This window comes from Virgibacillus halodenitrificans JCM 12304, from assembly GCF_001310895.1.
Taxonomy (GTDB): Bacteria; Bacillota; Bacilli; order Bacillales; family Amphibacillaceae; genus Virgibacillus_Q; species Virgibacillus_Q halodenitrificans.
In genome coordinates this window covers 33,073-54,161 of the sequence record NZ_BAZS01000030.1, presented here as the reverse complement: position 1 = coordinate 54,161, position 21,089 = coordinate 33,073, and the positions used below count along the sequence as shown (strand labels likewise).

Here is a 21,089-nt window from a genome sequence, read left to right as displayed (position 1 = left end):
TATTCGCTCTGCTGCTGATTAATTTGTTCTCCGGCGGATAGTATCGCTCTGCTGCTGATTAATTTATTCTCCGGCGGAAAGTTTTGCTCTACTGCCGATTAATTCATTCTCCGGCGGATTATTTCGCTCTGCTGCCGATTAATTCATTCTCCGGCGGATAATCTCCGCTCCGCTACTGATTGTCCCCACACTAGTTCGCAATTTACTCCAACTATGAATCAAAAAAATAAGTTTGTTTCCCAACATTTGCAGTAACACCTTAAAATCAGATTGTTTTTGTATTACTAGACTGGTTTTGAACTTGGGTTCAATTTATTTCGTTTATGAGGTAATATTGCCAGCAAAAAAGGCTACGCCGCAGTTTATTCTAGCTGCAACGTACTATCTTCACTACAGCTTTGCCGTAACTATTCGGTCTTTTCCATTAATATCTTGGATCGTGTTTCGCTTACTCTGTGGATAATTTTTTTGGATAATATCATTTACAGATTCACTTTGAGCATGCCCGATTTCAACAGCAATATACCCGTTCAACTCAAGTACACTTGTGGATTGAGATATAATTTCTTTATAGGCTGCCAGTCCGTTCTCCTCTGCATACAGAGCCATATCAGGGTCAAAGTTTTTAACTGTGTCTGCTAATGTTTTTTCTTCTGATCGAGGAATATAAGGGGGATTAGAAACAATAATGTCAGTTTTTATCCCTTGATCAATGAGCGGTTGTAAGAAATTACCTTGATAAAACGTCACTTGTGCTTGATGATTCTTTGCATTTGTTTTAGCAACCTGCAGTGCTTCCTGCGAAATGTCAGTAGCATACACCATTGCATTGGGTAATTGCAGCGCAAGCGATATAGCAATAACTCCACTGCCCGTACCCACATCCACAACTCTAATCTGATGCTCAGAAGAAGTTGTTTCTATGTAGTTGGCAACATGTTGGACAAGCTCTTCTGTTTCTGGGCGAGGAACTAATACATGCTCATTCACTTTAAATTTCCGTCCGTAAAATTCCTCATAGCCCATTAAATGCTGTATAGGCATCCCTGTTTCTACATGCTTTTCTACATCTCTCTTAAATCTTTGAATAATATTCGGATCTATTGGCTCCCGCATATTCATAAAAAAATCATTTCGACTATAGTTTAAATGATGCTGCAATAATATCTCTGCAACACGTTGTTCTCTATGATGCTTTTCTAAAAAAAGAGAAGCCCATTGAAGGACTTCATATTGTTTCATTTGGCTCATTTTATTCACCAATCTGTTCTAATTTTTTGGCTTGCTCTTCCATTAACAATGCATCAACAAACTCATCTAGCTTGCCTTGTAAAATTTGATCCAGCTTTTGAATCGTTAAACCAATACGGTGATCCGTCACACGATTTTGAGGAAAGTTATATGTGCGAATTCGTTCAGAACGGTCCCCAGTTCCTACTGCGGACTTTCTATTTTCATCGTATTCTGCTTGAGCTTCTTGTTGGAATTTATCATAGATACGAGCACGTAAGATCTTCATCGCTTTTTCTTTATTTTTAATTTGGGATTTTTCATCTTGAATAGACACAACCACACCGGTAGGTACGTGTGTCAAGCGAACGGCAGACATGGTTGTGTTTACACTCTGTCCACCAGGGCCACTGGAAGCAAACGTGTCCACACGAATGTCTTTTTCATGAATATCAACCTCTACCTCTTCCGCTTCAGGCAAAACAGCAACTGTAGCTGTTGAGGTATGAATACGACCACCAGATTCCGTTTCCGGTACACGTTGAACGCGGTGAGCGCCATTTTCATATTTTAATTTTGAATAGGCTCCACTTCCGTTAATCATAAAAATAATCTCTTTGTATCCCCCAACACCAGTTGTGCTGGCTTCCATTACTTCTGTCTTCCAACCGTATTGTTCCGCGTAACGGGAATACATACGATATAGATCTCCGGCAAACAATGCTGCTTCATCTCCACCTGCAGCTCCACGTATCTCCATGAATACGTTCTTATCATCGTTCGGATCTTTTGGTAAAAGAAGAATTCGCATTTTTTCTTCCAATTCTTCTTTACTCTCCGATAGTTCTTCTATCTCAGCTTTTACCATTTCCTGCATTTCTGCATCCAAATTGTCGTCAAGCATTTCCTTGGCATCTTTTAATTGAGAGGTTACATCTTTGTATTCACGATACGCTTGTACTACATCCTCCAAACCGGATTGTTCCTTTGAATACTCGCGTAACTTCTTCGTATCATTTATAATTTCTGGATCACTCAATAATTCATTCAATTTATTATAACGGTCTTCTAATGTTTGTAATCGGTCTAACATTACGGCCACCTCTTTCTGATTAACAGTATAATTATAGTATACTCACGTTGCAAGGTCAAAGTTATTTCGCAGCATAGAGGAGTGCATTATGCTAAAGTAAAACTTGATGCTTCTATCTGCACTAAAAAAAGCACCCTCAGGCGCTTTTATCTAATCTGTTTAAATAATCCTTTACAATCTTGTTGCTGGGCTTATTGGGAACTTCATGATGATGACGACATCTTGGCTCATAAGATTCTGAGGCTCCCACCAGAATAACTGGATCATCATAGGAAGCTGGTTTTCCATTTATCAACCGCTGCGTTCGACTTGCTGGCGAACCGCAGATAGGACAAATAGCATTTAGTTTTGTTACTGACTCGCTAAGTGCCATCAGTTTTGGCATTGGTCCAAATGGTTCTCCTCGAAAATCTGTATCGAGGCCGGCGACGATAACTCGAATCCCCTTGTTTGCAAGCTCATCAACCACTTCCACAATATTTTCGTCAAAAAATTGCACCTCATCAATACCAATAATATCTACATCAGCATGAAGGTGTTCCAAAATTTCATCTGAGCTTTTCACAGGTCTGGCGACAGTTGAAGAACCATTATGTGAAACAACAGCCTCGTCGTCGTATCTGTCATCAATAGCTGGTTTAAATACACGAACAGATAGCTTCGCGTAAGTTGCCCTGCGTACGCGGCGAATCAATTCCTCAGACTTACCAGAAAACATACTGCCGCAGATCACTTCAACCCAACCACTTTGTTTCATTACATACATGAGCAAAGGGCTCCCTTCTAAATCTATGTACAATCATTATTATTATTTTTAAAACGTTCCTTAACTAGTTTACCACTATTTTTGATAAGCTAACATGGTTTTTTAACTTTTATATAAAAGCACAAAACTGGACCTTGATTCCACTAACTCAAAGCCCACCATGGCTCTATTTAACTGTTGAAAAGAATGGCTAAATAACACCGCTACGGAAAAATACTGCGCTTTTCGGGGGCGGCTGAGGCCATGCCGGGCGGCAAAGTAGACACTGTGAGGTAACGAACAGATGTCGCGCTTGTACCCGGAGGTGTGAAAGCGTTCATCTGCAATGGAAATCAATGGCGATAGATAATCATAAAAACGATCATTGGTTAAGCCCAACATATATTTTATTAACATATTTACTATATTTAAAAGTAAAAAAGCAGGCAAAATGAGACGCTTTGCCTGCTTTCCCAAAACTAATTTTTGCCATGCATAATACACGGACAACAATCAATAAGGGCATTGACAACCATTGGCTGCCAATGCTTTATTAATATGATGCAACGGTTTGATACCGTTCATCTATTAGTTCATATTATATTTTTTCTTGAATCGGTCTACACGGCCGCCGACTTTATCAGCTTTTTGTTTACCTGTGTAGAATGGGTGTGAATCTGAGCTGATTTCAACACGGATTAAAGGGTACGTATTACCGTCTTCCCATTCAATTGTTTCGTCAGAGCTTTTTGTTGATCCACTCAAGAATTTAAATTCTGAGCTTGTATCAAGAAAAACTACTTTTCTGTACTCTGGATGAATATCCTTTTTCATGTTCTTTCCACTCCTTTTTGCCCTGAATCATTTTGAAACAGAGTTATTGTAAGAGCCGTCATAGGTACAATACCTTATCTAAACTCACATAAAGAGATTATAACAGTCTCCTGCATTGTTTGCAATAGAAAATCATTACCTGTCCAGTTAAAATTATAACATACATTTTATATTTTAGACACATAAAATAATGGAGAAACTAATGTTGTTCAGCTTATTTCTTTGTGCCTCTTCGTTTCATTTCTTCTTCCATCTGTTGAAAGAACTCTTCGTTATTCTTGGATGCCTTTAACCTTCTTAAGAAACGTTCCAGGAAGTCATGGGAATCCTGCATCGTCTTGCGAATTGCCCACATTTTATCAAGTTGGCCTTTATCCACTAGCAATTCTTCCTTACGTGTACCGGAACGAAGAATATCAATCGCAGGGAAAATGCGACGTTGAGCAAGATTTCGATCAAGATGCAATTCCATGTTACCTGTGCCTTTAAATTCTTCATAAATAACATCATCCATACGCGAGCCTGTATCAACCAGAGCAGTAGCCAATATTGTAAAGCTTCCACCTTCTTCTATGTTTCTGGCTGCTCCAAAAAATCGTTTCGGACGATGAAAAGCAGCTGGATCTATACCACCAGAAAGAGTCCTGCCACTTGGCGGAATAGCAAGGTTGTATGCACGCGCAAGCCTTGTAATACTGTCCATCAGTACAATCACGTCTCGCTTATGCTCCACCAAGCGCATTGCACGCTCCAATACGAGCTCTGAAACTTTAATATGACTTTCAGGTACTTCATCAAACGTAGAACTAACTACATCTACATCAGGGTGTACAGATCGCTCAATATCGGTAACCTCTTCAGGACGTTCGTCAACTAATAGAATAATTAATTTGGCATCCGGGTGGTTTTCAGAAATACTATTGGCAATTTGCTTAAGTAACATTGTTTTACCGGCTTTAGGTGGAGCTACAATAAGACCACGCTGCCCAAATCCAACCGGTGTCATCAGATCGATAATGCGGGTTGATAAGTTTTTTGTAGAGTTTTCAAGCTTCATTAATCGATCCGGATAAAGTGGAGTTAGTGCTGGAAAATGGACTCTTTCCTTTGCAGTCTCAGGATCGTCGCCATTTACGGCATCTACATGCAATAGACCATAGTAACGTTCATTCTCCTTTGGAGGTCTTACTTTACCAGATACTTTATCACCATTTCTTAAATCGAACCTGCGTATCTGTGAGGCAGATATATAGATATCTTCTGCGCTTGGAGAGTAATTAATTGGGCGAAGAAAACCGAATCCTTCTGAAGGAATAATTTCCAGAATTCCATCCATAAATAAGAAACCATCTTTTTCAGCCTGTGCTTTTAAAATAGAAAAAATAAGTTCTCTTTTTGTTAACTTTGCATAATATGAAACTTTGTATTCTCTCGCTAGTGTGTAAATCTCTTTTAAAGTCAGAGTTTCCAGATGAGAGATTGTTAATGCTGCCATAGAATCACCACGCCTATTGTTTTTTATGTTAGTAATATTCGTAAAATATATTCAACACATCATTGGTCTATGTTTTAAACCTATTTAGATGAGAGTTTCACTTCTTTATTAAAGGTAAGTCTTCGTAGAAATGAAGGAAAAATCAGAAGCTAGATTAGGAGTTCTTTTAACTGCTTTCCAAAACCTTATACCATATTACTCCTTTGGTTCATATTATTCAATACTAAATTTTAGGTTTTTTATATTTTAATAGAAAGGGAAGCAAACGGCTTTCGCTTCCCTTTCTATTGCAGTTTTAAAAAGTAGGTTTGAAGGTAGTATTAACCATTTTCTTTCCGTTCATACGGTCTATGGCCTTATTACCAGGTCTGGTTTTTTTCTGTAGACGATGCTCTCCATCAATAAAACGAACTCTTAGCACGTATAATTACAGTTCGGAATTGGCCTTATAGCTTTAAATTGTACACCTTTTAATAATTCCCCATTGGCAAAAATTACATTATCATCACCACAAAAAGTACCTATTTACTCTCCTTCTTTGCTAATATCCCATTCCGAAATCATATAAAGGGGGTCGAGTCCCCCCCTTTAATATGAGTGTGCCGTTAACTTCTTTATACAATACTTTTTTAACAAGCATGTACTTGCGACCATTTAAATGGAGTTAGAAGAGTGAAACGGGTGCTTGCGCTTTTGTTTTTACATGTTTTGGAATTGTGTTATTTCTTGTTCGGTCATTTCTTCTCGCCATATATTAGCTCCGAGGTTATTTAATTTCTCTGTTATTTTTTCATATCCACGGTCTATATGCTCAAGCCCAGTTATTTCAGTAATCCCATTTGCCATTAAGCCAGCTACAATTAATGACGCTCCTGCTCTCAGGTCACTTGCTTTCACACGTGCTCCCTCAAGCTGCACAGGTCCAGAAACTATTGCTGAACCACCTTCAACTTTAATAGCTGCATTCATTCGCCTTAGTTCGTCAATATGCTTTAACCTTGCAGAGTAGATCGTATCTGTAACCACTCCGGTATTCACTGCTTTTGTTAATAATGAAGTGAAAGGTTGCTGTAAATCTGTTGGAAAACCAGGATAAACCAATGTCTTAATATCAACACTCTTCAGTGGGTTCCTTGGTGCAATTAACAACTGTTCCTCATTTTCTTCAACAGTTACACCCATTTCCCTTAACTTGGCGAGCAATGATTCTAAATGCTGGGAGATAACATTGTCTATAATTACTTCTTTTCCTTGTGCAGCGGCTGCAATGGCATATGTACCTGCTTCAATCCTGTCGGGAATAATCGTATGTCTGCAGCCATGTAAAGAAGGTACACCTTCGATTCGAATCACATCTGTACCTACACCCTTAATTTTCGCTCCCATATTTGTTAATAAAGTAGCAACATCGATAATCTCAGGTTCTTTTGCAGCATTCTCAATAATTGTTTTACCTTTTGCCCTTACTGCAGCAAGCATAATATTAATTGTTGCTCCGACGCTTACTACATCTAAATATATTCGGGCACCCCGAAGCTCTTTCGCTCTTAAATAAATGGCTCCCTGCTCATTCGTCACTTCAGCACCAAGCGCTTCAAAGCCTTTGATGTGCTGGTCGATAGGACGTGGCCCTAAGAAGCAACCTCCCGGCAAGCCGATTACTGCTTTGTTAAATTTCCCGAGCATTGCTCCCATAAAATAATATGACGCACGAAGCTTCTTTACTTTACCATTAGGTAATGGCATTGCAACCATTTTCTCTGGGTCGATATGGACAGTTTGTCCGTCCCAATTTACTGTACCACCGATTTCCTCCAGCAAATCTCCAAGTGTGTACACATCGGAAATTTCCGGGAGCCCTTCAATTGTTACTTCTGAATCAGCTAAAATAGCTGCCGGAAGTAAAGCTACCGCACTGTTTTTCGCACCACTGATTCTTACCTGGCCATTTAAAAGATGGCCACCTTCAATTAACATTTTTTGCATATTAAAAACCCCACTTTTTGACGCACAGGACAAGGAAGCTACCTATACGTGAATAGTAATTTTCCAGAGTATAATAATTTGTGCCTCTTGGACCTATTCCGTCTTTTATCGGTAGCTTGTGCAATATTTCCAAATTTATCCGCTTATTTTTGGTTATTCCAATCCGAAAGAAACTTTTCTATTCCCTGGTCTGTTAATGGATGTTTCACCAGTTGTTCTAAAACCTTGAATGGGATAGTAGCTATATGCGCACCGTTTAGAGCAGCATCAATAACGTGCAGTGGATGTCTAATGGAAGCAGCAATTATTTCAGTATCAATTGCATGTCTGTCAAAGATTTCTGCGATTGTTGCTACAAGATTCATTCCGTCATGACCAATATCATCCAAACGACCAAGGAACGGTGAAACATAAGTTGCCCCAGCACGAGCTGCTAATAAAGCCTGATTAGCATTAAAAATCAATGTAACATTCGTTTTGATATTTAAATCACTAAACGCCTTGACAGCCTTCAAGCCTTCCAATGTCATAGGAACTTTTACCGTGATATTAGGGGCAATTGCCGCTAATTCTTTCCCCTCCTTAATCATTCCCTCTGCGTCCTCAGAAATAACTTCAGCACTGACAGATCCGGATACTTCCTCTGTAATCTCAGAAAGACGATCATGGAAAGATACACCCTCTTTAGATACCAGACTCGGATTAGTTGTAACCCCTGATAAGACTCCAAGTTCGTTTGCTGTACGGATTTCCTCAATATTTGCAGTATCAATAAAAAATTTCATTTTAATTGATAACCTCCTCTTAGACTACTTATTTTATAAGTATATTTTAAAAAACTAATAAAAATATGAATAAAGGCGCTTGTGCTCATATACAGCTCAAAGCGCCTGATAATTATGCCTGTTGAGATGATCCAAATTCACGCATTTTCCCTTTTACAGTTTCCTTGATGGCTTCTGTACCAGGGCCCAGATATTTACGTGGATCATACAAATCCGGCTTATCATTTAAGACTTGACGGACTGCCTCAGCTTGCGCAATCTGGTTTTCTGTATTCACATTTATTTTAGAAGTACCGTATGAAATAGCACGTTGAATATCTTTTGTAGGAATCCCTGTACCACCATGTAAAACAAGAGGTAATTCGATTGTTTTGGAGATTTCCTCCATTTCAGCAAAGCCTAGATTAGGCTCTCCTTTGTAAGGGCCATGTACAGAACCAAGTGCAGGAGCAAGACAATCAATTCCCGTCTTCTCAACCAATTCCAAGCACTCCTTAGGATCTGCATAAATAACGCCATCAGCTATAACATCATCTTCCTGCCCACCAACTGTACCCAGTTCTGCTTCTACAGAAACACCATGAATATGTGCAAGCTCTACTACTTTAGATGTTGTTTCAATATTTTCTTCCAGTGGATCATGTGAAGCATCAATCATAACAGATGTAAAGCCTGCGTGAATTGCTTCTGCACATTTTTCAAAACTGGAACCATGATCTAAATGAATTGCTACAGGAACAGTCGTGCCATAAGCTTCCATTAAGGATTTAACCATAGAGACAACAACATTAAAACCGCCAATATATCTTGCGGCACCCTCCGACACACCAAGAATGACAGGAGATTTCTCTTCTTCTGCAGCTTGGAGAATCGCTTGTGCATATTCCAAATTATTCAAATTAAACTGACCTACCGCGTAGCCTTGCTTTCTTCCTTTTTCAAGCATTTCTTTCATTGATACTAATGGCATCTTGTTTATTTCCTCCTCTGATGAAGTTACAGTCTGTGAAAATTATATCATCTTTTACAATATTAGAATACCAACAACAGCTTGTTCGCGCAACATTACAGAAAAACTAATCTGACACGATATGTGCAACCAGTTCAATGACTTTATGAATACTGAACGGTTTTCCAAGTACCTCTTTCAAATATTGATATTTGATTTCTTTTCTTTTAATATTCTCCACCAATCCACTCATTAATATTGCCGGGATTTCATATTGTTCTTCTTCCAGTTTATGTAAAACCTCTTTCCCACTTAATAATGGTAGCTGATAATCAAGTATTATGAGGTTTAAGTTCTCCATTCTTATTTTCTCCAATGCTTCTGTTCCTGTTTGGGCTGTGATTACCTCATACCCTTGATCTGTGAGCACGTCCGTTAATAACATGCGAATCCCAGGCTGATCATCCACTATTAGGATTCTTCTTGCCATACTCATTCCCCTTCCTTCCAAAAGATTCCCCCAACGTATTTCCCTTACTGTATTAAATTCGCTATTAAACCCCTAAATCCTTTAAATTCAAGTTAAATAAAAACTCACATTTAGCAATTGCTAAATGTGAGTCATTCCGTTACTTACATCTAAATTTATTTATTATTAACAGAAGCACCAATGAAACCTTTAAATAAAGCCTGTGCTCTTGTAGGACGAGACGTAAATTCAGGATGGAACTGACAAGCAACAAACCATGGATGATCTTTTAATTCAATTGTCTCCACGAGGCGACCATCCGGGCTGGTTCCGGAAAATATAAAGCCATGCTCAGCCATTTGGTCGCGATACATGTTATTAAATTCATAACGATGACGATGACGTTCTTCTATTGTTGCTGCACCATTATATGCTTCTTTTACTTTTGTACCATCTTGAAGCATACATGGGTAGCTGCCAAGCCTTAGTGTTCCACCTAAATCAGAAATATCCTTCTGTTCAGGTAATAAATCGATAATTGGATATGGAGTTCCTGGGTCAATTTCAGCAGAATGAGCACCATTTAATCCTACAACATTACGAGCAAACTCAACTGTAGCAAGCTGCATACCAAGACAAATACCGAAGAAAGGTACATTATTTTCTCTCGCATAGCGAATGGCTTCTATTTTCCCTTCAATACCACGGTCACCGAAACCACCTGGAACAATTATACCATCAACATGAGATAGCTCTTCTTTAATTGTCTCTTTATCAAGTTTTTCGGAATTAATCCAATGTACTTTGATGTCTGCATCATACTCGAATCCCGCGTGTTTTAAAGATTCTACCACAGAAATGTAAGCATCCGGCAATTCAACATATTTACCAACGAGCCCTATTTCTACTTTTTGTGATAAATGACGAACTTTAGTAACAAGCTCTTTCCATTCATCCATTTCAGCTTCCTTACAATCCAAACCAAAATGCTCACATGTTATTTGATCAAGATGCTGCTCCTGAAGGGAAATTGGTACTTGATAAAGTGTGTCTGCATCCTTCATTTCAATAACAGAATTTTTATTAATGTCACAGAACAAAGCAATTTTTTCTTTCATCTCATTACTAATTTCATGCTCTGTACGTAATACAATTACATCTGGCTGGATCCCCAATGAACGTAATTCTTTCACACTGTGCTGTGTTGGCTTTGTTTTCATCTCACCAGCGGCCTGAATAAATGGAACCAATGTACAATGCAAATACATGACACTGTTTCGGCCAACATCATTTTTAATTTGTCGAATTGCTTCAAGAAAAGGTAAAGATTCAATATCTCCAACAGTCCCGCCAATTTCTGTAATAACAACATCAGCATTTGTTGCATCACCAGCACGAAATACCTGATCTTTAATTTCATTCGTAATATGCGGAATTACCTGAACAGTGCCACCTAAATAGTCGCCACGACGTTCTTTTTTGATTACACTGGAGTATACTTTTCCAGTGGTAATATTACTGTACTTATTTAAATTAATATCAATAAAACGTTCATAATGCCCTAAATCGAGGTCTGTTTCCGCTCCATCCTCTGTCACAAAAACTTCTCCATGCTGATATGGGCTCATTGTCCCTGGGTCGACATTAATATATGGATCGAACTTTTGAATAGTCACTTTCAAACCCCGGTTTTTTAATAGACGACCTAAAGACGCTGCCGTAATTCCTTTACCTAAAGACGACACAACGCCACCTGTCACAAAAATATACTTGGTCATTATTTTCCCTCTTTCTTCAAAATATTCTTCGTTCAATTCGTTCATACAGGTTGCTATATCTCATAGTCTGCACCAAAATTGGCAGAAAATAATAAAAGCGCCTCCCCATATATAGAATGGGGAAACGCCTTGATAAGTAAATTTAAAGAGCCCAATAAGAATTGTACTTTCAGCTTAAAGAAAAGTCAAGCTAACTTTTTTGTTAATCGTACCCAGCTATTTCTTTTCTTCTTCGTCTTCGTCATCTTCATCTTCGTCGTCTTCAAAATCATCAAGTTCCTCATCAAACTCTTCTTCTAAGTCTTCATCAAACTCATCATCTTCGTCATCATTGAAGTCATCTGCAAGCTCTTCAATATCCTCGTCGACAATATCCAGTTCTTTTTCTGTAATATCAGCATCTTCATCTGCTTTTTTCTTTTTCTTTGCCTTCTTTTTCTTTTTAGGTGCTGCAGTTACTTCTTCGTCAGCTTGCTCAACTGGATACCAACGTTTTAATCCCCATAGATTAGAACCAATGGTAATAAAACGGCCATCCACATTTAAATCTGTATAAAATTGGGCAATATTATTTTCTTTATCCTGCTCAGTAAATTCTTTTATTTCTGCAATTTTTTCGAATACATCTCTAAAATCAAGCGCCTTTTTTTCATCCAATAAGATTAAATTTGCTAATTCAATCATGGACATTGTTTTAAGATCTTCGTGGCTGTAATTCGATAAGCTCACGGCAACGCACTCCCTTTACTTATATATTGAGGGCATCTAGCCTCATTTGTAATTTTTTTACTCATTCTAGAAGAATTATACTATAATTTTCCGTTTGTGATAAACCATACCATTCATTATAAACAAATCTACCACGTTTATGCTATAGTTTAAGCAAAAAAATGTACACTTTTCTTCCCTGAAAATTGTGGTGCTATTGCAAATGATAGGATACAAAGGTTATATCGTTTATTCATAGTACCAGGAATGCGGCGAACTAGAGAAATTTAGATATCGTGTGGGAGGGAAAGCAGTTGAAACATTTTATCAGCAGTAGAACAAAGTTATCCGCTGCAGATCATTTTTATCGGCAGTAAAACAAAAAAGTTGCTACCCCTGTTTTGGAGTGCAACTTTTTTTACTTAAAATGAAGTGACACTGCAACTTTACAATGAAAGTATTGTTAGCTGTCTATACTTTTTCCACGACGTATGCTTTCTTATTTCGAAAGTGCTTTTCTGCATCTTCCATGGAGTGTTCAAAGAATCCTTCAAACTCATGAACGACTTTATATTCTCTTTCCGGATCTGTAAAAAGCTGATTTTCGTTATTGGATAGTACTACAACATCTTTCGTACTCACAAAATTATCTAATTCTCTTGCTGTATAATTTTGTCCTTGCTTTAACGTTTGCACACTTAAGTTAGACATAATAGAACCTCTCCTTTATTAAAGCATTCTACTTTTCCTATTTCCGTTTGCGCTTCGTTCTAAACTGGAATTAGAATGAGGTTCTATTCGTAAGTTTTATAATAGCAACCCCCGCCCAGGCCATACGGTTATAAACGGGAACTTCCGCTTTTGATGTCTACATATTCCTTCTGTATTGGCCGCCTACTTGGTAGAGGGCGTTGGTTATTTGGCCGAGACTGGCTACTTTTACGGTTTCCATGAGTTCTGCAAATATGTTTCCACCTGATGCAGCAGTTTGTTTTAACCTTTCAAGAGCTTCTTCAACCTCGTCTTTGTTCACTTCCTGGAACCGCTGCAATTCACTGATTTGATGCTCTTTTTCTTCTTTGGAAGCACGGGCAAGCTCCATGGAGTCAATTTGGTCTTCCGATGGTGGGTTCGGGTTTAAATACGTATTTACGCCCACAATTGGTAGTTCACCGGAATGTTTTTTACCTTCATAATACAATGACTCCTCTTGAATCTTTCCTCGCTGATATTGTCGTTCCATTGCTCCGAGTACTCCGCCACGATCATTCATTTTTTCAAATTCCTGCAGAACGGCTTCTTCTACTAAATCTGTTAGCTCTTCTATAATAAATGAGCCTTGAAGCGAGTTTTCGTTTTTAGTCAGGCCAAACTCCTTGTTTATAATCATCTGAATTGCCATGGCACGGCGAACAGATTCTTCTGTTGGCGTTGTAATTGCCTCATCATACGCATTTGTATGAAGAGAATTTGTATTGTCCTGAATGGCCAGTAGTGCTTGTAATGTTGTTCTTATGTCGTTAAAGTCAATTTCCTGTGCGTGTAGTGAACGCCCGGAAGTCTGGACGTGATATTTTAGCTTCTGACTTCGTTCATTCGCACCGTATTTATCACGCATCGTAATTGCCCAAATTCGACGGGCTACACGACCGATCACGCTATACTCAGGATCAAGACCATTTGAGAAAAAGAAGGACAGATTCGGTGCAAATTTATTTACGTCCATTCCTCTACTTAGATAGTACTCCACATAAGTGAAGCCATTTGCCAACGTAAAGGCAAGCTGTGTAATTGGATTTGCTCCTGCCTCAGCAATATGGTATCCGGAAATAGAAACTGAGTAATAGTTGCGAACTTTCTTATCAATAAAGTATTGCTGAATGTCACCCATCATACGTAGAGCGAATTCTGTTGAGAAAATACAGGTGTTTTGTCCCTGGTCCTCTTTTAATATATCTGCTTGTACGGTCCCTCTTACTACAGCGATGGTTTCATCCCTTAATTTTTCATATTCTTGTTGGTTTGGCTCCCGGTTATTTTCTTCTTTAAATTTATTTACCTGCTGATCAATTGCAGTATTAAAATACATAGCAAGAATAATTGGAGCAGGGCCATTTATTGTCATAGAAACAGAAGTCATTGGATTCGTTAAATCAAAGCCAGCATATAATTTTTTCATATCTTCGAGTGTACAAATATTTACTCCGCTTTCTCCAACCTTCCCATAAATATCAGGTCGGTGTGCCGGATCTTCACCATATAAAGTAACCGAGTCAAATGCAGTAGATAATCGTTTTGCTTCTTCGTTTTTAGACAGGTAATGAAAGCGGCGGTTCGTTCTTTCTGGCGTTCCTTCTCCTGCAAATTGACGTGTCGGATCTTCTCCCTTGCGTTTAAAAGGGAAAACTCCTGCAGTAAACGGAAATGCTCCAGGTACATTCTCCTTAAGGAGCCAAGTCAGACGTTCCCCCCAATCCTGGTACTTAGGAAAGGCAACCTTTGGAATCTTTAGCCCAGAAAGTGATTCAGTTGTCAGGTCCATTTCAATTTCCTTGTCACGGACCTTAAACGTCATTTTATCTTTGCTATAGCTTTCCTTCGTTTCGTCCCATGAGTCAAGTAATTTCCTCGAACGGGCATCCAATTGTTCATTATATTTCTCCAAAGACTGTTCAATGGCTGTTTGGACCTCATCCTCTTCTAAAACTTCCTTTGCACCTTCCAACTGGTAGATCTTTCTTGCAACCTCACTCTGATTCTCTGTATGTTTATGATAGCTTCGCACATGTGTGGATATTTCTCGTAAGTAATGCCTACGCTCATTTGTAATAATCATATTTTGCTTTTCTGCAATAATATTTCTTTCAAAATTTATCTCTTCTGTCCACGCATAACGCTCATTCAATGTATCAATTAGTGAAGCAAATAACGCATTTGTCCCTGCATCATTAAATTGGCTTGCAATAGTCCCAAAAACCGGGAATTTTTCTTTATCCTGGTGGAATAGCATATGACTTCTTTCATATTGCTTACGTACTTGATTTAATGCATCCTCAGAGCCTTTTTGTTCATATTTGTTAATAACAATAAAATCAGCGAAATCAATCATATCAATTTTCTCAAGCTGGGAAGGCGCACCAAATTCTGCTGTCATTACATACATCGATAAGTCGGTAACTTCTGTTATGGCAGCATTCCCCTGACCAATTCCACTTGTTTCTACAATAATAAAATCAAAGCCTGAAGCTCTTACAACATCGATGACATCCTGAATTGCTTTAGAAAGCTCACTGCTGGAATCACGTGTTGCTAATGAGCGCATATAAACCCGATCTGTGAAAATCGCGTTCATACGGATTCGGTCACCAAGTAAGGCTCCGCCTGTTTTCTTTTTTGTCGGGTCGATGGAAATAACAGCAATCTTTTTATCGGGAATTTCATTAATAAATCTCCGGATGAGTTCATCTGTAAGCGAGCTTTTTCCAGCTCCTCCCGTTCCGGTTATTCCCAGTACAGGTACATTGTCTTTCGCTTGGTTCTGCAACTGGTCAATGACCTGTTGTTTTTCTTTCTCGTCGACTTCAGCGTTTTCCATATACGTAATAAATCTGGCAATCGCTTGACGTTCTCCGTTAAATAATTGTTCCTGATCTTTTTTTATATCAATTGGCGGTACATAGTCACATTCCTCCAGCATGAGGTTAATCATTCCTTGTAAACCAAGCTCTCTGCCATTTTCCGGCGAGAAAATTCGTGACACCCCGTACTCATGTAATTCCTTTATTTCACGAGGGATAATAACTCCACCGCCCCCGCCATAGACTTTAATATGTTCTGCCCCAAGCTCCTTCAACAAATCAATCATGTACTTAAAATATTCTACATGCCCACCCTGATAGGAAGAGATAGCAATCCCCTGTGCGTCCTCCTGAATGGCTGCATGAACAACATCTTCTACAGACCGGTTATGACCCAAATGGATCACTTCTGCTCCGCTTGCCTGTAAAATTCGTCTCATTATATTAATTGACGCATCATGACCGTCAAATAGACTGGATGCTGTGACAAACCGTACTGGATTTGTCGGTTTATAAATTTCTGGTTGTTCCATTTGTTACCCCTCCTTCAATAGTAAATCGCTTTCATTTCTCTGTTACTACTATACCTAGCATTTGCAAGTTAAAATGAATTTGTCTATCCATATATTGTTCAAACGTGAATTGCCGTTGAAGCATCCACCGTCTGAAGCCCCACATCTGTCCTTGGACAAAAATATTATTGGCAAGTAATGCAACATCCTGATGCGAAATTTTTTCTGGAAGGCAGGTAAGGATCACTTCCTCCAACATTCCTACCATGTCACGTTCCTTCTGCAGTACATATTCCTTCGTATCTTTTTTCAATGACTTGGCTTCCTGGTACATAATTAAAATTTCTTCCTGCATCTCATCCATTAAGTAAAAATACGACTTCATTACAGCTATCAAATTATCTACAGATGCCGACTCCAAATCAATGGATAAACTTAACCGTTCACGCACTTGCTCATAAATAGAATCACATACAAGGAAAAGCACATCTTCTTTTGTACGGATATATTCATAAAGTGTACCAATACTGAAGCCCGACTCCTTAGCTATTTCTCTTGTTGTGGTCCGATGAAATCCCTTTTCCTTAAAGAGCTTCATCGCACCTTTAATCATCTGATTCCGCCGTTTCTCCACTAACTCTCTATCTTTTACAGAGGAAAGGACCTGTTCATCACTCATTTTCTCTCCCCCTCTTTTTTCCACTGCTCATACCATCTGCTTGCCAATTTATATGGATCACTGTCTGCCTCAATTGTGGCTAGTTCATCGTTTGACTCAAGATAATTTCTTACGTCCCGCCAGATCTCTTCGCGAATCAATTCATAGATTTCCAGTTCCTGCTGCTGGATGCGCTGCTTGCGACCTTCCTCTGTACGATATAAATAATCATGATGTTCTTTAATTTTTGCCCAAAGTTTATCAATACCTTTGTTTTCTGTAGTAATTGTTTTTACAATGGAGGTCATATGCTTTTCTGTTGCCGTCATCATAACCAATTCTTTTAATAATGCCTTCAACTTACCAACACCATGTAAGTCTGCTTTGTTAATGACGAACAAATCAGCGATCTCCATAATACCTGCTTTAAAGATTTGTAATACATCCCCGCTATTCGGTGTCATCACAACAGCCGTTGTATCAACAATTTTCATAATATCTAACTCAGATTGTCCGACACCAACTGTTTCGACAATAACAACATCATAACCGTAAGCATCACAGATACGCACTGCATCCTTTGTTGCTCTTGCCAAGCCGCCTAAGCTTCCCCTTGTTGCCATACTGCGGATAAAAACACCATCATCTGTAAAATGCTCATTCATTCGAACACGATCTCCAAGTAAGGCTCCACCACTGAACGGACTAGTCGGGTCAACTGCAATAACAGCAACGGTTTTGCCTTCTTGGCGTATATGTGAAATCAGGCGATTTACAAGAGAGCTTTTGCCAGCACCAGGCGAACCCGTTAATCCAACATAAAGGGCATGCTTTTTAAGTGAAAATATATCACTCAATAGGTCGAGCTTCTCTGGATGATCATTTTCCACCATAGTTATCGCTCTTGCCAGTGCCCGTACATCTTTATTTTTTATCCGTTCAACTATTTCGTGCATGGTGGACATCCTTTCTAATCCATTCCTTCTTCTATTTATTTACTATGCCAGTTTTTCTTACAAGCTGTGTATCACTGTGAACTTATTTCGTTAGCATACGTCCAATAACAAGGCGTTGAATTTCATTTGTACCTTCATAGATCTGTGTAATTTTCGCATCACGCATATATCGCTCTACCGGGTAATCCTTTGTATATCCATAGCCACCGAATACTTGAACTGCTTCCACCGTAGTACGCATTGCTGCATCTCCTGCAAACAGCTTAGACATCGCGGATGCCTTTCCATATGGAAGACCCTGTGATTCAAGCCAAGCAGCCTGGTAGGTTAATAGTCGGGATGCTTCTACATCTGTAGCCATATCTGCTAATTTAAAGGAGATCCCTTGGTTTGTTGCAATTGGCTTACCAAATTGCTCACGCTCTTTTGAATAATCTACTGCTGCATCCAAGGCTCCCTGCGCAATACCTAGCGCTTGTGCTGCAATTCCGTTACGTCCCCCATCCAATGTGGTCATTGCAATTTTAAACCCTTCGCCCTCTGTTCCGAGCATGTTTTCCTTTGGTATGCGACAGTTTTCAAAAATAAGTTCCGTTGTTGGAGATGAACGAATACCTAATTTCTTTTCTTTTTTACCGAATGTGAATCCTTCCGTACCCTTTTCAACAATATAAGCACTGATGCCTTTATGCTTTGCATCCGCATCTGTTTTAGCGAAAACGATATAAATATCAGCAACGCCACCGTTCGTAATCCAAACCTTGCTGCCATTTAAAATATAATGGTCGCCATCATCCTTTGCAGTTGTTTTCATGGAAACAACATCACTTCCCGCACCTGGTTCAGATAGTGCATATGCACCCAAAGCTTCTCCTGTGGCTAAACGATATAAAAAGGTCTTCTTCTGTTCTTCATTACCGTATTTAAAAATAGGCCAGCTTGCGAGTGATAAGTGTGCAGATAATGTTACTCCTGTAGAAGCACATACACGAGACAACTCCTCTACTGCAATAACGTAGCTTACATAATCTGCTCCAATTCCGCCATACTCCTCCGGCCAAGGAATACCAGTTAATCCAAGCTCGCCCATTTTATCAAAAATCTCACGATCAAAGCGTTCCTCTTCATCACGCTCCGCTGCTGTCGGTTCTACTTCCTTTGTAGCAAAATCCCTTACCATTTTACGTAGCATTTCCTGCTCATCTGTCAATTGAAAATCCATGGTTGTTCCCCCTTAGTTCTTTAGTAGATTTTTTGCAATCACAATATGTTGAATTTCGTTGGCACCTTCATATATTTCAGTTATTTTGGCATCACGGAAAAAGCGCTCTGCAGGATAGTCCTCCGTATAACCGTAACCTCCATATACTTGCACTGCCTCAATCGCTGTTTGAACTGCTGTTTTCGATGCATACATTTTGGCCATTGAAGCTTCTTTTCCGCAAGGGATTCCTCGTTGGACAAGTGCTGCAGCCTGATAGACTAATAGTTTAGCAGCCTCTACGCTTGTAGCCATGTCTGCCAATTTGAATGAGATTCCTTGATTAGCAGCAATCGGCTTACCAAATTGCTCCCGCTCTTTTGCATAACCAACTGCATGCTCAAGAGCAGCTTCACCAATTCCAAGAGCTTGGGCGGCAATCCCAATCCTTCCAACATTTAAATTGGCCATTGCAATCTTGAAGCCGTCTCCTTCTTCCCCAAGTAATTGTTCCTTTGATATCACACAGTTGTCAAAGGTTAATGCTACCGTATTAGACCCATGTAGCCCCATTTTCTTTTCCTTCTTGCCAATAATAAGGCCCGGAGTGTTCTTTTCAATAATAAACGCACTAATTCCTTTCGATCCTTCTCCAGTTCGGGCAAAAGTAATATAGGTATCTGCCTCGCCACCGTTCGTGATAAATACTTTGGAGCCATTCAATATATACGTGTCACCGTCTTTTTTTGCTTTTGTTTTTAAATTGCCGGCATCTGAGCCCGCGCTTGGTTCTGTGAGTGCAAAAGCTCCTAAATACTCTCCACTTGCCAGCTTTGGTAAGTAATGTTTCTTTTGATTTTCATTACCAAAATAAAGAATTGGGTTACTGCCTACGGAAGTGTGTACAGATAAAATAACACCAACTGTCGCACTTACTTTAGATAGCTCATGGATCGCGCTAATATACGAAACAAAGTCCATCCCACTACCACCATATTCTTCAGGTATTGGTATTCCCATCAGCCCTAATTCACCCATCTTCTGAATAATTTCCTTTGGGAAGCGATCCTCTGTCTCCATCCGTTCTATTTCACCTGTGATTTCCTTCTGAGCAAAATCCCTTACCATTTTCTGCATCATTTGCTGTTCTTCTGTAAAGTTCATATCCATCTATATTCCACCCCTCTGCCGTTTCATGATGTATTAGTTATACTGATAAAAGCCCCTGCCTGATTTCTTGCCAAGCCAACCTGCTTTTACATATTGGCGAAGTAGCGGGCACGGTCGGTATTTACTATCATTGAAACCTTCGTAGAGTACTTCCATAATATACAAGCACGTATCCAGTCCAATAAAGTCAGCCAGAGTCAGCGGTCCCATCGGATGATTCATCCCAAGCTTCATTACTTTATCCACATCTTCAACGGAAGCTACTCCTTCATGTACAGCAAAGACTGCTTCGTTAATCATCGGCATTAAAATCCGGTTGGCGGCAAAGCCCGGAAGATCAGCTACTTCTACAGAGGTCTTATTTAGTTTAGCTGTCATCTCCTCAATTGCCTGATATGTTTCATCACTTGTTTGTAATCCGCGAATAATCTCTACCAGTTTCATCACTGGGACTGGGTTCATGAAATGCATACCGATTACCTGATCCGGTCGATTCGTAACCGCAGCAATCTCTGTAATAGGCAGGGAAGAAGTATTTGTCGCCAAAATAGCATGTTTCGGTGCAAATACATCCAAATCACCAAAAACTTTTGCTTTCACATCCATATTTTCCACAACCGCTTCAATAACAAGATCACAGGATTGTGCATCTTTTAGATGATGAGACGGCTTTAACCTGTTTAACGTCTCCGTTTTATCCTTGTCGGTAATTCGCTCCTTGTCTACCGCACGGGTTAATAGTTTTTCAATGTTCTTTAGTCCCTTTTCCAAAGCTTCCGTGTTCATATCATGAAGCAAAACGTCAAATCCTGCTTGTGCACATACTTGGGCAATCCCTGCCCCCATTTGACCTGCGCCAATTACCATTACTTTTTGTATTGCCATATGTATCTACCTCCATTTTTAAAAAAAGCCGTTGTAAACGAAAGGAGCTGACTCTTT

Annotated in this window: 19 protein-coding genes; all 19 read right to left on the bottom strand. The window is 39.3% G+C overall.

Annotated elements, in window-relative coordinates; translation table 11 throughout:
* Positions 1–390 precede the first annotated feature (390 nt).
* On the bottom strand, positions 391–1,242 hold the full coding sequence (gene prmC, locus JCM12304_RS14750) for a peptide chain release factor N(5)-glutamine methyltransferase (protein WP_369813175.1): 852 nt from the start codon (positions 1,240–1,242) through the stop codon (positions 391–393).
* 10 nt (positions 1,243–1,252) lie between these two features.
* Positions 1,253–2,323 carry a peptide chain release factor 1 gene (prfA, locus tag JCM12304_RS14745; RefSeq protein WP_019378223.1) on the bottom strand — a complete coding sequence of 357 codons (1,071 nt, stop codon included), beginning with the start codon at positions 2,321–2,323 and terminating at the stop codon, positions 1,253–1,255.
* A gap of 136 nt (positions 2,324–2,459) precedes the next feature.
* Positions 2,460–3,089, bottom strand: a complete 630-nt coding sequence (locus JCM12304_RS14740; RefSeq protein WP_060681223.1) for a thymidine kinase — start codon at positions 3,087–3,089, stop codon at positions 2,460–2,462.
* A gap of 102 nt (positions 3,090–3,191) precedes the next feature.
* Positions 3,192–3,572 carry a hypothetical protein gene (locus tag JCM12304_RS19635; RefSeq protein ID WP_172675298.1) on the bottom strand — a complete coding sequence of 127 codons (381 nt, stop codon included), beginning with the start codon at positions 3,570–3,572 and terminating at the stop codon, positions 3,192–3,194.
* Positions 3,573–3,656: 84 nt separating this feature from the next.
* Positions 3,657–3,902 (bottom strand): type B 50S ribosomal protein L31, encoded by a 246-nt coding sequence (locus JCM12304_RS14735; protein WP_019378225.1) that lies wholly within the window; start codon positions 3,900–3,902, stop codon positions 3,657–3,659.
* Between the two features lie 214 nt (positions 3,903–4,116).
* Positions 4,117–5,397, bottom strand: a complete 1,281-nt coding sequence (gene rho / locus JCM12304_RS14730) for a transcription termination factor Rho (RefSeq protein WP_019378226.1) — start codon at positions 5,395–5,397, stop codon at positions 4,117–4,119.
* Positions 5,398–6,096: 699 nt separating this feature from the next.
* A complete protein-coding gene (gene murA / locus JCM12304_RS14725) occupies positions 6,097–7,383 on the bottom strand; it encodes a UDP-N-acetylglucosamine 1-carboxyvinyltransferase (RefSeq protein WP_019378227.1) in 1,287 nt (428 codons plus the stop codon).
* A gap of 143 nt (positions 7,384–7,526) precedes the next feature.
* On the bottom strand, positions 7,527–8,168 hold the full coding sequence (gene fsa / locus JCM12304_RS14720; protein ID WP_019378228.1) for a fructose-6-phosphate aldolase: 642 nt from the start codon (positions 8,166–8,168) through the stop codon (positions 7,527–7,529).
* 112 nt (positions 8,169–8,280) lie between these two features.
* Positions 8,281–9,138 (bottom strand): class II fructose-bisphosphate aldolase, encoded by an 858-nt coding sequence (locus JCM12304_RS14715; RefSeq protein ID WP_060681221.1) that lies wholly within the window; start codon positions 9,136–9,138, stop codon positions 8,281–8,283.
* A gap of 106 nt (positions 9,139–9,244) precedes the next feature.
* The gene (locus JCM12304_RS14710; RefSeq protein WP_237670158.1) at positions 9,245–9,607 is read right to left on the bottom strand and encodes a response regulator; all 363 of its coding nucleotides are present in this window, start codon (positions 9,605–9,607) and stop codon (positions 9,245–9,247) included.
* A gap of 155 nt (positions 9,608–9,762) precedes the next feature.
* On the bottom strand, positions 9,763–11,364 hold the full coding sequence (gene pyrG / locus JCM12304_RS14705; protein ID WP_019378231.1) for a CTP synthase: 1,602 nt from the start codon (positions 11,362–11,364) through the stop codon (positions 9,763–9,765).
* Positions 11,365–11,580: 216 nt separating this feature from the next.
* Positions 11,581–12,093 carry a DNA-directed RNA polymerase subunit delta gene (gene rpoE / locus JCM12304_RS14700; protein WP_019378232.1) on the bottom strand — a complete coding sequence of 171 codons (513 nt, stop codon included), beginning with the start codon at positions 12,091–12,093 and terminating at the stop codon, positions 11,581–11,583.
* Between the two features lie 450 nt (positions 12,094–12,543).
* Positions 12,544–12,783, bottom strand: coding sequence for a hypothetical protein (locus tag JCM12304_RS14695; protein WP_019378233.1), 240 nt, complete (start codon positions 12,781–12,783; stop codon positions 12,544–12,546).
* 157 nt (positions 12,784–12,940) lie between these two features.
* Entirely contained in the window at positions 12,941–16,183 is a 3,243-nt protein-coding gene (gene icmF / locus JCM12304_RS14690; RefSeq protein WP_060681217.1) for a fused isobutyryl-CoA mutase/GTPase IcmF, read from the bottom strand.
* 31 nt (positions 16,184–16,214) lie between these two features.
* Positions 16,215–16,841, bottom strand: a complete 627-nt coding sequence (locus JCM12304_RS14685; protein ID WP_019378235.1) for a TetR/AcrR family transcriptional regulator — start codon at positions 16,839–16,841, stop codon at positions 16,215–16,217.
* On the bottom strand, positions 16,838–17,776 hold the full coding sequence (gene meaB, locus JCM12304_RS14680) for a methylmalonyl Co-A mutase-associated GTPase MeaB (RefSeq protein ID WP_060681215.1): 939 nt from the start codon (positions 17,774–17,776) through the stop codon (positions 16,838–16,840). The genes JCM12304_RS14685 and meaB overlap by 4 nt, the downstream gene beginning before the upstream one ends.
* Positions 17,777–17,858: 82 nt before the next feature.
* Positions 17,859–18,998 carry an acyl-CoA dehydrogenase gene (locus JCM12304_RS14675; protein WP_060681213.1) on the bottom strand — a complete coding sequence of 380 codons (1,140 nt, stop codon included), beginning with the start codon at positions 18,996–18,998 and terminating at the stop codon, positions 17,859–17,861.
* Between the two features lie 12 nt (positions 18,999–19,010).
* On the bottom strand, positions 19,011–20,147 hold the full coding sequence (locus JCM12304_RS14670) for an acyl-CoA dehydrogenase (protein WP_019378238.1): 1,137 nt from the start codon (positions 20,145–20,147) through the stop codon (positions 19,011–19,013).
* 33 nt (positions 20,148–20,180) lie between these two features.
* The gene (locus tag JCM12304_RS14665; protein WP_060681211.1) at positions 20,181–21,032 is read right to left on the bottom strand and encodes a 3-hydroxybutyryl-CoA dehydrogenase; all 852 of its coding nucleotides are present in this window, start codon (positions 21,030–21,032) and stop codon (positions 20,181–20,183) included.
* Positions 21,033–21,089 lie beyond the last annotated feature (57 nt).

Excerpts from the sequence above, each read along its gene's own strand:
- JCM12304_RS14685 (WP_019378235.1), bottom strand. The coding sequence starts at position 16,841 with ATGAGTGATGAACAGGTCCTTTCCTCTGTAAAAGATAGAGAGTTAGTG.
- JCM12304_RS14710 (WP_237670158.1), bottom strand. The coding sequence starts at position 9,607 with ATGGCAAGAAGAATCCTAATAGTGGATGATCAGCCTGGGATTCGCATG.
- rho (WP_019378226.1), bottom strand. The coding sequence starts at position 5,397 with ATGGCAGCATTAACAATCTCTCATCTGGAAACTCTGACTTTAAAAGAG.
- prmC (WP_369813175.1), bottom strand. The coding sequence starts at position 1,242 with ATGAAACAATATGAAGTCCTTCAATGGGCTTCTCTTTTTTTAGAAAAG.
- murA (WP_019378227.1), bottom strand. The coding sequence starts at position 7,383 with ATGCAAAAAATGTTAATTGAAGGTGGCCATCTTTTAAATGGCCAGGTA.
- JCM12304_RS14740 (WP_060681223.1), bottom strand. The coding sequence starts at position 3,089 with ATGTATGTAATGAAACAAAGTGGTTGGGTTGAAGTGATCTGCGGCAGT.
- icmF (WP_060681217.1), bottom strand. The coding sequence starts at position 16,183 with ATGGAACAACCAGAAATTTATAAACCGACAAATCCAGTACGGTTTGTC.
- JCM12304_RS14715 (WP_060681221.1), bottom strand. The coding sequence starts at position 9,138 with ATGCCATTAGTATCAATGAAAGAAATGCTTGAAAAAGGAAGAAAGCAA.
- prfA (WP_019378223.1), bottom strand. The coding sequence starts at position 2,323 with ATGTTAGACCGATTACAAACATTAGAAGACCGTTATAATAAATTGAAT.
- pyrG (WP_019378231.1), bottom strand. The coding sequence starts at position 11,364 with ATGACCAAGTATATTTTTGTGACAGGTGGCGTTGTGTCGTCTTTAGGT.
- JCM12304_RS14735 (WP_019378225.1), bottom strand. The coding sequence starts at position 3,902 with ATGAAAAAGGATATTCATCCAGAGTACAGAAAAGTAGTTTTTCTTGAT.
- meaB (WP_060681215.1), bottom strand. The coding sequence starts at position 17,776 with ATGCACGAAATAGTTGAACGGATAAAAAATAAAGATGTACGGGCACTG.
- JCM12304_RS14670 (WP_019378238.1), bottom strand. The coding sequence starts at position 20,147 with ATGGATATGAACTTTACAGAAGAACAGCAAATGATGCAGAAAATGGTA.
- fsa (WP_019378228.1), bottom strand. The coding sequence starts at position 8,168 with ATGAAATTTTTTATTGATACTGCAAATATTGAGGAAATCCGTACAGCA.
- JCM12304_RS14675 (WP_060681213.1), bottom strand. The coding sequence starts at position 18,998 with ATGGATTTTCAATTGACAGATGAGCAGGAAATGCTACGTAAAATGGTA.
- JCM12304_RS14695 (WP_019378233.1), bottom strand. The coding sequence starts at position 12,783 with ATGTCTAACTTAAGTGTGCAAACGTTAAAGCAAGGACAAAATTATACA.
- JCM12304_RS14665 (WP_060681211.1), bottom strand. The coding sequence starts at position 21,032 with ATGGCAATACAAAAAGTAATGGTAATTGGCGCAGGTCAAATGGGGGCA.